This window comes from Nonomuraea sp. NPDC046570, from assembly GCF_040645915.1.
Taxonomy (GTDB): Bacteria; Actinomycetota; Actinomycetes; order Streptosporangiales; family Streptosporangiaceae; genus Nonomuraea.
On sequence record NZ_JBEYZF010000003.1, the window covers coordinates 16,510 to 30,434 of the forward strand.

A 13,925-nucleotide genomic window follows, 5' to 3' on the forward strand; every position below is an offset into this window, starting at 1 on the left:
GGCCGCTACCAGCGTAGGAGGACGAGTTCGGAGCAGAAGCCGGGGCCCATCGCGATGAGCAGGCCGGGGGTTCCCGGTTCGGGTGGGCGCAGGGCGAGGGTGTCGCGCAGGACGTGCAGCACCGAGGCCGAGGACAGGTTGCCGTTGGCGGCCAGGGAGCGCCACGTCAGGTCCAGCGCTCCGAACGGCAGGTCGAGGGTTTCGGCGACGGCTTCCAGGACCTTGGGGCCGCCGGGGTGGCACACCCAGGCGGTCACGTCCTTCGTGGTCAGGCCGTGGTCGCCGAGAAAGGCGTGCACGTCGTCGGCGAGGTAGGTGCGGACGACGTCGGGGACGCCCGCGTCGAGCACCACGCCGAACCCGCTGTCGCGGACATCCCAGCCCATCACGTGCTCGGAGTCCGGGTAAAGGTGGCCGCGCGTGGCTACCACGGCCGGCCCCCGGCCGCCGGCACGGTCCGCGCCGAGGGCCACCACCGCGGCGGCGCCGTCGCCGAACAGGGCCCCGGCCACCAGGTTGGCGGTCGAGGAGTCGCCGCGCTGCAGGGTGAGGGAGCACAGCTCGACCGACAGCAGCACGGCGACGTGGCCGGGCCAGCCGCGCAGGTAGTCATGCAGGCGGGCGATGCCCGCGGCGCCGGCCACGCAGCCCAGCCCGAACACGGGCACCCGCTTGACGTCGGGGCGCAGGCCCAGCCGCCCGGCCAGCCTGGCGTCCACGGAGGGCGCGGCGACGCCGGTCACCGAGGTGAACATGATCAGGTCGACGTCGCCGGGGGTCAGGCCCGCCGCGTCCAGCGCCTCGCCGACCGCCTGCGCGCCCAGGTCGACGGCGGCGGTGATGAAGGCGTCGTTGGCGGCGCCGAAGCCGTCGAGCTTGCCGTACTGCTCGATCGGGAGGGCCAGGTGGCGGGTCTCCACCCTGGCTGCGGCGTGCAGGCGGTCGAGCAGGCGGCGGCCGACGCCGTCCGGCAGGCACATCCGCGCCGCCAGGTCGGTCAGCTCGGACTGGGTGTAGCGGTTGGGGGGCAGCACGCCGCTGACGGAGGCTATGCGGGTCATCGGCCTGTCCCGGCGGGGGTGCCGGGGGTCGTCCCGTACGGATGGCTGGTGATCGGCTGGATTCCTCCGCGCGGGACATTACGGGTCATGTGGGTTCCCCCGAGCGGTAGGCGACCGGTTCAGCCCGGCTATACCCGTGGACGGGCTGGGGAATCCGCCTAGGATCGGTGCTGTGACGGTGATCGGGCTGGCGCGGGCCTGCCATCCCGGCCCGACCGTGGCGGTCACCGCCCTGGTGACCGCGCTGGCGGTGGCGAGCGGGCGTGATGCCGCCGGGTGCGTGCTGGTGGCGGCGGCGGTGCTGAGCGGCCAGCTCTCGGTCGGCTGGTGCAACGACGCGGTGGACGCCGGGCGCGACGCGGGGGCGGGTCGCGCGGGCAAACCGATCGTCGAGGGCGCGGTGGGCGCCGTGACCGTGCGGGCCGCCGCGTTCGCCGCGCTGCTGTGCTGCGTGCCGCTGTCGTTCGCTTCGGGTCCGGCGGCCGGGCTCGTGCATCTGGCCGGGGTCGGCGCCGCGTGGGCCTACGACCTCGGGGTGAAGGCGACCGCGTGGTCGTGGCTGCCGTACGCGGTGGGCTTCGGGGCGCTGCCCGCGTTCGTCACGCTCGGGCTGCCCGGTCAGCCGTGGCCCGCCTGGTGGGCGGTGTCGGCGGCGGCGCTGCTCGGCGTCGGGGCGCATCTGGCGAACGTGCTGCCGGACATCCCCGCCGACCTGGCCGCCGGGGTGCGCGGCTGGCCGCAGCGGCTGGGCGCGGCCCGGGTCAAGCTGCTGCTGCCCGTGCCGCTGCTGGCCGCGACCTGCCTGCTCGCCTTCGGGCCGCGGGGCGGGGCGGGCCTCGGGTGGGCGGCGCTGGCCGCGGCGTGCGTCCTGGCGGGCGCCGGTCTGCCCGCGAGCGCACGGTATCCGAAGGCGCCGTTCACGGCCGCGATCGGCGTGGCCGCGGTCGACGTGGCCCTGCTGGTCGGCAACGGGGCCGCGCTCACCGGCTAGCGTCCGGTGAGCCAGCGGCGGAGTACGGCCAGCGCGATCCCCGGCGGGACCGTGCCTTTGCCCAGGCCGACCTCGACCAGCAGGTCGAAGACCTCCTTGCGGGTCGCGGCGACGCCGATGGCCGCGTCGATGAAGCCGGGCGACTGGGCGGCGCGGGCCAGGACGTCGGTGGTGCGCAGGTGGCGGCCGAGCGAGCGGCGCATCGCCCGGCGGTAGGCGGGCAGCGGGTCGGCGGCCTGGACGGCGGCCTCCGCGGCGAGTCTGCCGGACAGCATCGCGTAGAAGATGCCCTCGCCGGTGAGCGGGTTGATGAGCCCGGCCGCGTCCCCGGCGAGCAGGACCCGCCCGGCGCCCGGCCTCGGCCGTCCGGGGGACAGCGGCAGCAGGTGGGCGCGCAGGTCGCGGGCGGGCAGGTGGGGCAGCAGGTGGGCGAGCCGTCCGTGCAGGACCTGGCGGCCCGGCAGGCCGGTGGCGTGCAGCCGGGGCAGCAGCATGCCGAAGCCGACGTTGGCGGTGCCGTCGCCGATCGGGAACGACCAGGCGTAGGCGGGCCAGCCCTGCTCCTGCATCGCGATGAGCTGGACGTCGTCGCCTTCGGGCACGTCCGCGTAGCCGCGTACGGCGATCGCGGTGTGCCGGTCGGGCGGCGGGGGCAGGCCGATGAGGCGGCGCACGGCCGAGTTGGCCCCGTCGGCGGCGACGACGGCACGCGCGGTGATGACGCCGTCGAGGACGACGTGCGGGCCGTGGGCGGCCAGGGTGCGGACGCGGTGGCGGCGGACCTCGACGCCTCGCAGCCGGGCTGCCGCGACGAGGCGGGCGTCGAAGACCTTGCGCGGGACGACGTGGTTGGGCCTGGCCGCCTCCGCCGAGACCCGCGTGCCGCCGGGCGAGACGACGGACAGGCGCGGCGTCGGCCGGTAGTCGGCGATCAGGTCGGGCAGCCCCAGCAGGGCCAGTTCGTCGCGGCAGTGGGCGGCTATGCCGTCGCCGCAGGCCTTGTCGCGGGGGAAGTCCGCCTTGTCGAGCAGGAGAACCCGGGCGGCGGGCCGTACCTGCAGGGCGCGTAGGGCCGCCGCCGAGCCCGCGGGGCCGCCGCCGACGACCACCAGATCCCACACCTCGTCCACCCGGGAAGACCTCCCACGCCACGGGCGGGCGAAACCACGCAAGGCCTACGGATCGGAGGGGAGGCGTCTGAGCGAGGCGGCGGGGATGGCGGGGAAGGGGTTGTCCGGCAGCAGGATCAGCCGCCGCAGGTCGCCGCGCTCGGCGGCGTCCAGGTGCAGCAGCGCGGCGCCGATCCCGGCCGAGCCGACCATGTACCCGGTGTCGGCGGTGATCTCGGCGGGCCGCAGCCTGCGGTAGGCCTGCCGCCACCGCCCGTCCTCCCCGGCCGCGGCCAGGTGCCGCCCGAGCGTCCTGGCGAAGTCCAGGTACGGCTCCCGCCCGCTGGCCGCCCACAGCCCGACGAACAGCTCCACCAGCCCGGCCGCGCCGCAGCACTGGCACTTGACGTCCCAGAACCCGTCGGTGGCCCGGCCCGGCACCCCGCTGGTCATGATGCCGTGCGCCAGCCGCTCCACCCATTCGAGGTCCGCCGCGTCTCCGGTGACCCGGTGCAGTTCGTGGAACATCCTGGCCACGCCGGCCGACCCCGAGCAGAAGCCGAGGTAGTGCAGGTGCCTGCCCTGCGGGACGTGGTGCGGCACCAGCGCGCACGACCCGCTGACCTCGCTGACCGCCTTGACGAAGGCGGCGCCGCGCTGCGCCGCGGTCAGGAACGACCGCTCCCCGGTCACCCCGTAGAGGCGGGCGAGCAGGAAGGCGGTGCCGGAGGTGCCGGACAGGAAGCCGGGGCTGACCGCGTCGACCGGCAGGTCCTGGGACGGCTCGGCGCCGAAGCGGTGGCCCGGCACGGGGGCGCGGGCGATTCTGAGGCCGGCCTCGACCGCGACCCGTTCGTAGGCGGAGACGCCGAGGATCGCCGAGGCGTGCAGCAGGGCCAGCACGATGCCGCCGTCGCCGCGCTGGGCGGGGTCGCCGGTCCAGCCGGTGGGGCCGGCCCGCCGTACCAGTTCGTCGGCGGCGTCGGCGGCGGCCAGGGAGAAGGAGTCGTCGCCGGTCGCCCAGCCCGCCTCGGCCAGGGCGAAGACGATGCCGGCCAGCCCGTCGTGCAGGGTCGGGTCGCCCTGCTCGGGCCAGACCGCCGACAGGTAGCGGGCGCCGCGGGCCGCGTCGTCGAGGTAGGAGGCGTCGACGGCGGCGAGCTCCAGGAAGAACAGGACGATGCCCGCCGCGCCCGAGTAGAGCGAGGCGGGCCGATGCGGGAGGGCGGCTGCCCCGCCGGCTCCCGCCAGCCAGTGCCGCCCGCGCGCGTCGTCGACCGCGGCCGAGCGAATCCACCGCCCGGCTTGTACCGCGGCCTCGATCGGGCTCATGCGCTCAGTCTCCTATGGAGTCCACTGAGACCACAATAACCCATTAAACCAGTCGGTTAGAAGGGATTCTCTGGGGACAGGACCAGGCGGACCGCGAAGTTGCGGTATCCGGCCCGCTCGAACGCCCCGGCCATCGGGAGGTTGGTGGTGTCGGTGTCGGCCGCGATGCGCTGGGCACCCCGGGCGGCGAGGAACCGGGTGATCTCGTCGAGCAGCTCGCCGACGTAGCCGCGCCCGCGCTGCCCCGGCACCACGCCCAGGTAGCCGACGACCGGCCCGCCGTCGTTGGCGGACGGCAGGGCGAAGCCCACCAGCTCACCCTCCGCCGTCCGGGCCAGGCGCCACCAGTCGCGCTCGCCCTTCATGGCGGTGTACGTCTCCAGCGTCTCACGGGCCTGCTCCTCGGCGGAGGAGGAGGCCAGCGACCTGACGGTGTCGACGTCGAGGCTGCCCTCGGCGACCTGGGCGAAGACGTCGAGGAACACCTGGTCGTCGGGTTCGGGATGGAACACCAGCCGCCCCGTGGGCTCGGCGACACCCGCCCGCGGGGTCCACTCGTAGCGCAGCCGTTCGAGCTCGCCGGTCAGCCCGGCGCGCTCGGCGGCCTCCCTGCGCCAGGCCAGCGCGGCGGCCACCTCGGGCAGCTCGCGCCAGCCGTTGGGCAGGAAGATGTGGTACTCGGGGCGGTCGCCGAACGCCTCATGTGCGGCCTTCAGCAGGTCGGCGGCCAGGGCCACCCGGTCGTCCACCGACTCGTGGACCCAGACGCAGTCGAGCGCGAGCGGTTTGCCGGTGCCCGCGAACCCCCACCATACGGCCCGGGCGAGGATCCGGCCGTCGTGCTCGGCGACCCAGATCCGGTCGTGACGGTACTGGCCACCGGCCAGGTAGTCGCGGAGCCTGCGCGGCTCGGCCCAGCTGATGGGCTCGTCGACGGCGCAGGCGAGTAGAGCGTCGAGATCGGCCTCGACGGTGGAACGAAAGAACACCAAGCCTCCTACAGGGAGGCGCCACCTACGCGAGAAGCGGGAAGCGCCAGGGACGAACGGTACATCGCCGGCCTCCTTTCTTCGCTGCGGGTGCGTGCGGCGCCGACTCTAGGGGGCGGCGTCGCCGTACGTCAAAGACTTTTCGAGCTTAAGGACACCTGAGGGGGACCGTAAGGGGCGCACGGCAGTGTTGGAGCGAGCCGAGAAGCCTTGAAAGGGCCACCATGATGAAGACCGCCGAGTACGAGATCGTCCGTGACTTCGCCGCGCAGCGCGAGCAGGTGTACAGCGCCTGGACCGAGCCTGAGCGCTTCGCCCGCTGGTTCGGGCCGCGCATCTTCACCACCCCCGCCGACCGGGTCGTGCTGGACGTGCGCCCCGGCGGCGCCTGGCAGGCCACCCTGCTGGGCGAGGAGGGCTTCGAGGTCACGCTGCGGGGCGTCTACCGGGAGGTCGTGGGGCCGGATCGGCTGGTCTTCACCACCGGCGACCCGGACAATCCCGGCGACGTACCCGCCTCGGTGGCCACCCTCACCCTGCACGAGCACGCGGACGGCACCACGATGCGGTTCCACCAGTTCGGGGTCAACACCGACGCCGAGCACGCGGAGCAGGCCAAGGCGGGCTGGCAGGAGTTCTTCGACCGGCTGGCCGAGCACCTGACCGTTCAGGCCATGCTGTCGAAGGCCACGTCGTCGAAGGTCAGCTCACTGCCGTGAGCGTAGGCGGCGGCGAACGCCTCCTCGCCCAGCGCGTCCCTGGCCCTGCCGGTGATCCGCCGCACCTCGTCCCGCTCCGAGTGGGAGGGCGGGGTGCGGTGTGCCCGCTTGGCGGCGGCGGCCAGACCGAGCAGCCGGGCGCTCTGCTCCGGAGCCGACACGGCGGCCAGCCCCTCGACGGCGAACGCGGTCGTCCGGGGATCGCCGACGGTCCTGGCGGCGGCGATCGCCTCCAGGAACAGCTCGCGCGCGCCCTCGGCGTCGCCACGCCGCTCGTGGACGAAGCCCAGTTCGACCAGGGTGCTTGGCAGGAACAGCGGAGGGTCGCCGTCTCGCGGGACGCCGTCGAGCAGATGGTCGAGATGGGTCTGCGCCAACTCCAGCAGGCCCGCCCGGCGGGCGGCGAAGCCGTACCCCATCTCAGCGAAGATCTGCCCTTCCCGGTAGCCCTGATCGGTGGCCAGGCGCAGCGCCCGGCCGCTGTGTTCCATGGCGGACTCGTAGTCGCGGACGCTCATGGCCATCCAGCCGAGCCAGGCCAGCCGCCGCACGGCCTCGGGCCACAACCCGAGCTCCTCGGCCATGCGCAGACCTTCGCTGAACAGCCGGGTGGCCTGCTCGTAGTCGCCGCGCGTCTCGGTCAGCCCGCCGAGCCACTCGGTGGCCTGCAGCTGACCCCAGCGGTCGCCCAGCTCCCTGAACACCCTGGCGCTTTCGCCGCCGTCGCGTTCCAGGGCCTCCAGGTCGCGCTGGGCGAAGGCGTCGCGGGCGCGCGTGCTCAGCGCCGCCGCCGCTCCCCACTGGTCGCCGACCTCGCGGAACGTCGCGAGCGCGCTGTCGACCAGCGTCCGCGCCGACAGCACGTCGGCCATGACCAGCCCTAGGAACCACTGCGCCCTGGCCAGGTCACCGGGGTCGGCGATGTCCAGGGCCGACTCCCAGTCGGCGTCCTCACCGAGCAGCAAGGCGAAGCCCGCCTGCCAGGCCCGCGCCTTGGCCCGATCGGCGGCGAGCGCGTCGCGGTCGTGTTGCTCGCTGTCGGTGGAGAGCGCGAGCCGCAGTGAGCGCAGGCCCTCGCCGAGCCGGCCGCGCAGGAACCAGTACCAGGCCAGCGAGTTCGCCAGCCGCAGGGCGTCGGCCGCCGGGGCGGCGTCGAGGGCGGCCCGCAGGTTCGCGGCCTCGACGTCCAGCCGCCGCAGCCAGCCCGCCTGCTCGTGCCCTCGCAGATACGACTCAGCCTGTACGGCGAGCGCCGCGTAGTGGTCGACGTGCGCCTGCCGTACCAGCTCGACCTCGCCGGCGTCGTCCAGCCGGTGCAGGCAGTAGGCCGCCACCGACTCCAGGAGCCGGTATCTGACCCCGGTCGGCCCTTCCACGACCACCACCAGCGAGCGGTCGACCAGCCGCGTCAGCACGTCCACCACGTCGAGCTCCGGAGCCGCGTCCAGCGACACCGCGCACACCGCCTCGGCCGCCTCCAGCGTGCAGCCGTCGGCGTGTACGGCCAGGCGGCGCAGCACGACCCGCTCGGGTTCGGTGAGCAGCGTCCAGCTCCAGTCGATCATCGCCATCAGCGTCTGCTGGCGCGCGGGAGCCCCCCGCTGGAAGCCGGCCAGCAGCCGGAACCTGTCGTCCAGCCGGGCCACCAGCTCATGGACGCCGAGCGCCCTGACCCGGGTCGCGGCCAGTTCCAGCGCCAGCGGGATGCCGTCCAGCCTGCGTACGAGCTGCGCGACCGCCTCGGCGTTCTGGGCGTCGAGCGCGAACCCGCGAGCCGACGCGGTCGCCCTGGCCATGAACAGCCGCACGGCGTCGGCCTTCGCCACCGTGAGCAGCTCGGACCCCTCCGGCAGCGCCAGCGCGGGCACGCTCCACAGCACCTCACCCGCCACGTTCAGCGGCTCGCGGCCGGTCGCCAGGATCCGCAGCCCCGGCACGGAGCGAAGCAGCACCTCGGCCAGTTCGGCCGCCTGGTCGACCACGTGTTCACAGTTGTCCAGGACCAGCAGCAGCCGCCGATCGCGCAGCGCCTCGACGAGCCGCCGCAGGCCGCCCGCGGAGTCCTCGCGGATGTCGAGCGCGACGAGGACCGCTTCGGCCAGCGACGGCGTGTGCCGGTCAAAGGGGGCGAGTTCGACCAGCCACGCGCCGTCGGGGTGCGCGCCGGTCAGGTGCCGGGCGACCTCCAACGCCAGGCTGGTCTTCCCCACACCTCCCGAGCCGGTGAGCGTGACCAGCCTCGCCGTCTCCAGCAGGGCTCCTACCTCGGCCACCGCCTCGCCACGCCCGATCAGGCCGCTGACCGCGGCGGGCAGGTTCGTCGCCGGGCGCTCGGCTCTGCCGCTCAGCGCGGGGTCCTGCCGAAGGATCCTGGCGTACAGCTCGGCCAGCTCGGGCGAAGGGTCGAGCCCCAGTTCCTCGGCGAGTCGCTCGCGCAGCTCGCCGTAACTCGCCAGCGCCGCGCTCTGCCGTCCCGTCTGGTAGAGCGCCTTCATGTGGACGGCTCGCAGCCGTTCCCTGAGCGGGTGCCGGGCGACGAGTTCGGTCACCTCGACCGGGTCTCCGGCGGCGAGCCGTACCTCCGCGAGCGCCTCGGCGGCGGACAGGCGGGCCTCCTCCAGGCGTGCGATCGCGGGCTGCGGGAACTCGTAGTCGGCGAAGTCCGCGAAGGCGTCGCCACGCCACAGGTCCAGTGCCTCGGCCAGTCGCTCCTGGCTCACCAGCGCGGTGAAGCGCGTGGCGTCGAGTGCGTCTGGGCCGATTCGCAGGGCGTAGCCGGGGGCCTGCGAGACCACCAGGTTCTTGCCGCCGGGCTCGGCCTCCTCCAGCGCCCGGCGCAACTGCGAGACCCGTACCTGCAGGGCCGCCACCGGGTTGCCGGGCGGCTCGTCACCCCACACGTCGTCGACCAGCCGGTCGACGGACACCACTCGGCCCTCGTGGGCGAGCAGGTCGGCGAGCAGCGCGCGCACCTTGAGGCCGGGGATGGTGACGGCCTCTCCGCCGTCGGTCCAGGCTGTCACCGGTCCCAGTACTCCAAAGCGCATGTGACCGACCTTAAGGGCATGAAACGCCAGCCCATCCTTCAGATCCGACACGTTACGTCTGGTACGCAATTCATTACGTTCCGCGATATACGCGAGGTGGGAGATCCGTCGGGTCTCCATCCGAGCGAGAGGCAAAGCACGTGAAGATTCGAACGGCAGCGGTCTCAGGCGTCATATGTGCCGTCACACTCGCCCTTGCGGGCCAGGCGGCACCGGCCGGCGCCGCATCGTCGGCGGACACCTGTAGCCAGGCGGTGGCGCAGACCAAGCAGGATCTGCAGAACGTAGGCGCACCGACAAGCGCCACCAACTGGCAGGCCGTGCGCGCCGACGCGCAGAGGTTCCTCGACAGTCACCCTTGGGGCGGCTCCGGCACCGCAGCGCTCAAGCGGGACATCGCCGAACTGGACAGGCTGTGCGCGCCATAGAGCCACATATAGCCCGCAGCCCTCGACTGGCTCGCTAATTTGACATCCTTCTAAGTAGTGGTCATGATGGCCACTACTTAGACAAACTTCTATTCAGAAGCGGCTCGCAGGTCTGCGACACCGCCTGCCGGGCCTCCACAAGCCTGTCGATCCGCTACTCCACCCCGCGTACCCGGAGAACAGTCATGAGTGATGGTTGCTGCGGCACCGCCGCGATCGAGATCGAGCGGTTCACCGCCCAGGAGCAGACCGGTGGCCTGCCCGTCGTCGTGATCGGCGCGGGCCCCGTCGGCCTGGCCGCCGCCGCCCACCTGGCCGAGCGCGGCATCCACTTCCAGGTCCTGGAAGCGGGAGGGCAGGCCGCCTCGTCAGTCGCCCAGTGGGGGCATGTGCGGGTCTTCAGCCCGTGGAAGTTCGACATCGACGCCGCCGCGCACCGCCTCCTGGAGGCCGACGGCTGGACCGCGCCCGACCCGGACCGGCTGCCCACCGGCGCCGAGCTCATCGAGGACTACCTCGCCCCGCTGGCCAAGCTCTTCGGCTCCCGTGTGCGATTCGGCGCCAAGGTGAGCGCGATGAGCCGCCTCGGCTACGACAGGGTCCGCACCAACGGCCGTGACGACGCGCCCTTCCTCATCCGTCTCGACAGCGGCGAGGAACTGCGGGCCCGCGCCGTCATCGACGCCTCCGGCACCTACACCAGCCCGAACACCCTGGGCGCCGCCGGCCTGCCCGCCCACGGCGAGACGGGCCTCTTCGTCGACCACGCGCTGCCCGACGTGCTCGGCATCGACCGTGACCGCTTCCAGGGCAGGCACACCCTGGTCGTCGGCGCCGGCCACTCGGCCGCCACCACCCTGCTGGCCCTAGCCCAGTTGGAGGACACCCCGATCACCTGGGCCATCCGCGGTGGCAGCGCCGGCCGTACCTACGGCGGTGGGGACGCCGACGCGCTGCCCGCGCGCGGCGCGCTCGGCACCCGGCTGCGCGCCCATGTCGAGTCCGGCCGCATCCGCCTGCTGACCGGGTTCTTCACCCACCGCGTCAGCACCGCGGGCGATGGTGTCGAGGTGGTCAGCCGCGACCCGTCCGGCGCCGAGCAGACCGTGCTCGTCGATCGGATCGTCAGCGCCACCGGTTACCGCCCCGACCACTCCATCGCCTCGGAGCTGCGCCTGGACCTGGACCCGATCCTGGGCTCGACCAGGCGGCTCGCACCGCTGATCGACCCCAACCAGCACTCCTGCGGCACAGTGCCCGCCCACGGCGTCGACGAGCTGTCCCACCCGGAGACCGGCTACTACGCCGTCGGCGTGAAGAGCTACGGACGCGCCCCCACCTTCCTGATGGCCACCGGCTACGAGCAGGTCCGCTCGGTCGTCGCCGCCCTCGCGGGCGACTGGGAGGCCGCCCGCGAAGTCCGGCTCGACCTGCCCGAGACCGGCGTCTGCTCCGCCACCCTCGCCGAGGCCCAGGAGCAGCGCGTCGGCCTGGCCACCGGCGTCAGCGGCGGCCTGCTGTCCACCATCCCCGTCTCCCCCGAGGGCGATGGTTGCTGCGGCTGAACCGCGGGGCCGGCAGGGTGTCCACGTGAGCGAGACAGCCTCCCGAGGCCGGCGCATCGTCTCGGCCCTGGCCATCACCCAGACCATCGGCTACGGCGTCCTCTACTACGCCTTCTCCGTCATCCGGCCACAGCCGAGCCAACGCGCTGCTCGCGCTCACCATCGTCGCAGGCTTCGCCTCCGCCGTCTTCCTGCCGCTCACCGGCCTGCTAACCGGCCTGTACGGCTGGCGCCACGCCCTGGTCGTCCTCGCCGTCGTCTACGGCACGACCGCGATCCCGCTGCACGCCTTCGTTCTGCGCCGCCGTACCCGGGCGTCCGCCACGGTCAAGCCCGCCCAGCGGGCCGACCTGGTCAGAGCCGCGGTGCGGGCCCGGCCCTTCTGGCTGCTCGTGGCCGCCTTCACCGCCCACGGCGGCGCGGTCGCGCTGGCCTGCGCGATCGCGGCATTGGCTCTGACCGCCTATCACCGCCTGCCGTTTGGGCAGCCATCGAACGAAGGGGTTTCGCCGGAGCCAGAGCAGGAGATGTCGTCGTGAGCATCGTCAGTCGCGCATGTGGGCGGTCTCCCGTGAGAGGCCGCCCACGGGTGTTCAGGCCCAGGAACCCGGTGCGGACTGGGTGTAGCGCAGCAGGGACGCGTCCGCGCCGCGCGCGAACACCTCCAGGCGGCCGTCGGTGTTGGCGGCTGCCACCGGATCGCCGCTCAGGCTGCCGCCCAGGGACGACCAGCCGCTCCAGGCGGTGTTGGGCGCGGTCTGCCAGATGCGCATGAGGGAGTTGTCCGCGCCTCGGGCGAAGACCTCCAGCCGGCCGTCGGCGTTGGCGATGACGGCCGGACGCCCGACCGACCCGCCGAGGGAGGCCCAGCCGCTCCAGCCGGAGCCGCTGGAGGGGTCGAACCAGACGTGCTGGAGGGAGTTGTCGGTGCCCTGGGCGAAGACCTCCAGCCGGCCGTCGGCGTTGCGTCCCACGGCGGGCGGGCCAAGGATGCTGCCGCCGAGGGACTCCCAGTTACCGTTCCAGTTCGTCGTGGTGTCGGCCACGTTCGGTACTTGTGGAAGAGGGTGCCGCTGGTGCCGCGGACGAACACCTCCAAGCGTCCGTCCGTGTTGACCGCGACGGCCGGAGGCCCCGAGATGACGCCGCCGAGGGAGGCCCAGCCGCTCCAGCCGGAGCCGCTGGAGGCGTCCTGCCAGCAGTGGTAGAGCGCCCCGTCATTGCCGCGCGCGAACACCTCCAGGCGTCCGCTCTTGTTGACCGCGACCACGGGGTCGTTGATCACTCCGCCGAGGGAGGACCAGCCGCCCCAGGACCCGCCGGGCGTGTTCTGGTAGGAGTGGACGAGTGTGCCGTTGGTGCCGCGGGCGAAGACTTCCAGCCGCCCGTCGGGGTTCTTCCCCACGCAGGGGCCACCGTTGATCGTCCCGCCGCGCGGCTGCCAGCTCGCGAAGGCTCCGCCCGGCGTGGTCTGCGCAATGCTGTACGGCTGGCTGTCGCTGCCCCGCGCGAACACCTCCAGCCGTCCGTCCTGGTTGCGTGCCACCGCCGGGTCGAAGATCACCCCGCCCAGGGACTTCCATCTGACCTTCGCCCCGTAGATGGCCTGGATCCCCTGGATGTCGTCGTCGTGCAGCTCCCGCCGGGCCGAGGAGTAGTAGGCGTACATCACCGCCGCGGGGTTGGTGGAATGCGACAGCCCGAGCCCGTGGCCGAGCTCGTGCAGGGCCACCGAGGCCAGGTCGATGCCGCTCGCCGGGGTGTTCACCGACCAGTTCTCGGTCTCGTCGAAGTGGCAGTCGCCCGCCAGGTCCCCGCCGTTCGGCGGCGGGAAGAAGCAGTGCGCGAGCACCCCACTCGGCCCGTCGAAGCCGGATCCCAGGCAGTGCACGGCGCTGTACCAGCCGATCCGGATGTCGCCGCCCGCGGCGTTCTCCGCGAAGTTCAGGCCGCACACCGCGGACCAGCGGTCGAAGGCCGCCGTCACGGCGGCGCGCTGCTCGGCCGCAGTGAGGTCCGGAGTGGAGTTGTCGAAGCTGTAGGTCACCGTGGGGCCCGGCCACCGGTTGCCCTGGATCACGAACTGCTCGAACCCGTTGACGGGCTGGTCCGGGTGGCCGCACCGGCTCTCCTGTATGAGGGCGAGGGTCTCCTTGCCCAGTTCGCCGGTCTGCGGCAGGCCCTGCTGCTGCTGGAACTTCCGGACGGCCGCCACCATCCGATCGTCATAGCTCGAGACGTCCTCCGGATCGAACGGGACCACCGGGCGATGGAGCAGGTTGCCCGCCCTGATCTCCTCGTTCGGGAAGTACCCGAAGTACTTCAGATATCCGTAGAGCGCCTCGACCTCCGCTCCGCGGTCCCCTTTCCGCAGTTCCTTGTCCGGCTTCGGCTTGCGAGCTCCGGCCCGCATCCTGTTCTCGACGTTCTCGGCCATATCCGCACCCTTCCGTCCGGCAATCTCCGGCCGAGCGTGCGCCTTCTAAGGTGAAGGGTCCACCAGCCCGGAGGTATTGGCCGAATGTGGCCACGCGTCTGGCCGTGGTGGCGGTGAATGTGAAATTGGGCTCCCTTCATAACGTGATGTTTCAAGCGCTCAGTCGCCGGGTGGGTGAAGGACTCGACGAACCGATGATCGTCGCGGAATTCGTCACGGTCACACCGCCGAACTCGCACCTGCGGGG

The 13,925-nt window shown here is 72.9% G+C and carries 10 protein-coding genes and 3 pseudogenes; 5 read left to right on the forward strand and 8 right to left on the reverse strand.

Going from position 1 to position 13,925, the window contains the following annotated elements:
• Positions 1–5 precede the first annotated feature (5 nt).
• Positions 6–1,061 (reverse strand): 3-oxoacyl-[acyl-carrier-protein] synthase III C-terminal domain-containing protein, encoded by a 1,056-nt coding sequence (locus tag ABZ911_RS06210; RefSeq protein ID WP_358052467.1) that lies wholly within the window; start codon positions 1,059–1,061, stop codon positions 6–8.
• A 172-nt stretch (positions 1,062–1,233) separates the two neighbouring features.
• On the opposite strand from ABZ911_RS06210, the gene ABZ911_RS06215 reads away from it, so the two are divergent.
• Positions 1,234–2,052, forward strand: a complete 819-nt coding sequence (locus tag ABZ911_RS06215; RefSeq protein ID WP_358052469.1) for a UbiA family prenyltransferase — start codon at positions 1,234–1,236, stop codon at positions 2,050–2,052.
• Here the strand turns inward: ABZ911_RS06215 and ABZ911_RS06220 are convergent.
• Genes ABZ911_RS06220 through ABZ911_RS06230 form a run of 3 tightly spaced genes read right to left on the reverse strand, consistent with a single transcriptional unit; the run spans position 2,049 to position 5,482 of the window.
• On the reverse strand, positions 2,049–3,182 hold the full coding sequence (locus ABZ911_RS06220) for an NAD(P)/FAD-dependent oxidoreductase (RefSeq protein WP_358052471.1): 1,134 nt from the start codon (positions 3,180–3,182) through the stop codon (positions 2,049–2,051). The genes ABZ911_RS06215 and ABZ911_RS06220 overlap by 4 nt on opposite strands.
• A gap of 45 nt (positions 3,183–3,227) precedes the next feature.
• Entirely contained in the window at positions 3,228–4,493 is a 1,266-nt protein-coding gene (locus ABZ911_RS06225; protein ID WP_358052473.1) for a lanthionine synthetase LanC family protein, read from the reverse strand.
• Positions 4,494–4,549: 56 nt separating this feature from the next.
• Positions 4,550–5,482: a GNAT family N-acetyltransferase gene (locus ABZ911_RS06230; protein ID WP_358052475.1), complete on the reverse strand. Its 933-nt coding sequence runs from the start codon at positions 5,480–5,482 to the stop codon at positions 4,550–4,552.
• Between the two features lie 224 nt (positions 5,483–5,706).
• On the opposite strand from ABZ911_RS06230, the gene ABZ911_RS06235 reads away from it, so the two are divergent.
• Positions 5,707–6,201 carry an SRPBCC domain-containing protein gene (locus ABZ911_RS06235; protein WP_358052477.1) on the forward strand — a complete coding sequence of 165 codons (495 nt, stop codon included), beginning with the start codon at positions 5,707–5,709 and terminating at the stop codon, positions 6,199–6,201.
• Here ABZ911_RS06235 and ABZ911_RS06240 read toward each other — a convergent pair.
• Positions 6,150–9,248 (reverse strand): BTAD domain-containing putative transcriptional regulator, encoded by a 3,099-nt coding sequence (locus ABZ911_RS06240; RefSeq protein ID WP_358052479.1) that lies wholly within the window; start codon positions 9,246–9,248, stop codon positions 6,150–6,152. The genes ABZ911_RS06235 and ABZ911_RS06240 overlap by 52 nt on opposite strands.
• Positions 9,249–9,502: 254 nt before the next feature.
• On the opposite strand from ABZ911_RS06240, the gene ABZ911_RS06245 reads away from it, so the two are divergent.
• From ABZ911_RS06245 to ABZ911_RS06255, 3 genes and pseudogenes are all read left to right on the forward strand, one after another.
• Entirely contained in the window at positions 9,503–9,676 is a 174-nt protein-coding gene (locus ABZ911_RS06245) for a hypothetical protein (RefSeq protein WP_358052481.1), read from the forward strand.
• Between the two features lie 185 nt (positions 9,677–9,861).
• Complete coding sequence (locus ABZ911_RS06250) at positions 9,862–11,241, forward strand: FAD-dependent oxidoreductase (RefSeq protein WP_358052483.1); 1,380 nt, start codon at positions 9,862–9,864, stop codon at positions 11,239–11,241.
• A gap of 95 nt (positions 11,242–11,336) precedes the next feature.
• Positions 11,337–11,780: pseudogene (locus ABZ911_RS06255) on the forward strand (MFS transporter); the annotation flags it as partial.
• A 54-nt stretch (positions 11,781–11,834) separates the two neighbouring features.
• Here the strand turns inward: ABZ911_RS06255 and ABZ911_RS06260 are convergent.
• The 3 genes and pseudogenes from ABZ911_RS06260 to ABZ911_RS06270 form a co-directional block, all read right to left on the reverse strand.
• Positions 11,835–12,014 (reverse strand): hypothetical protein, encoded by a 180-nt coding sequence (locus tag ABZ911_RS06260; RefSeq protein WP_358053283.1) that lies wholly within the window; start codon positions 12,012–12,014, stop codon positions 11,835–11,837.
• Between the two features lie 114 nt (positions 12,015–12,128).
• A pseudogene (locus ABZ911_RS06265) lies at positions 12,129–12,287 on the reverse strand (hypothetical protein); the annotation flags it as partial.
• Between the two features lie 89 nt (positions 12,288–12,376).
• Positions 12,377–13,678: pseudogene (locus ABZ911_RS06270) on the reverse strand (matrixin family metalloprotease); the annotation flags it as partial.
• Positions 13,679–13,925 lie beyond the last annotated feature (247 nt).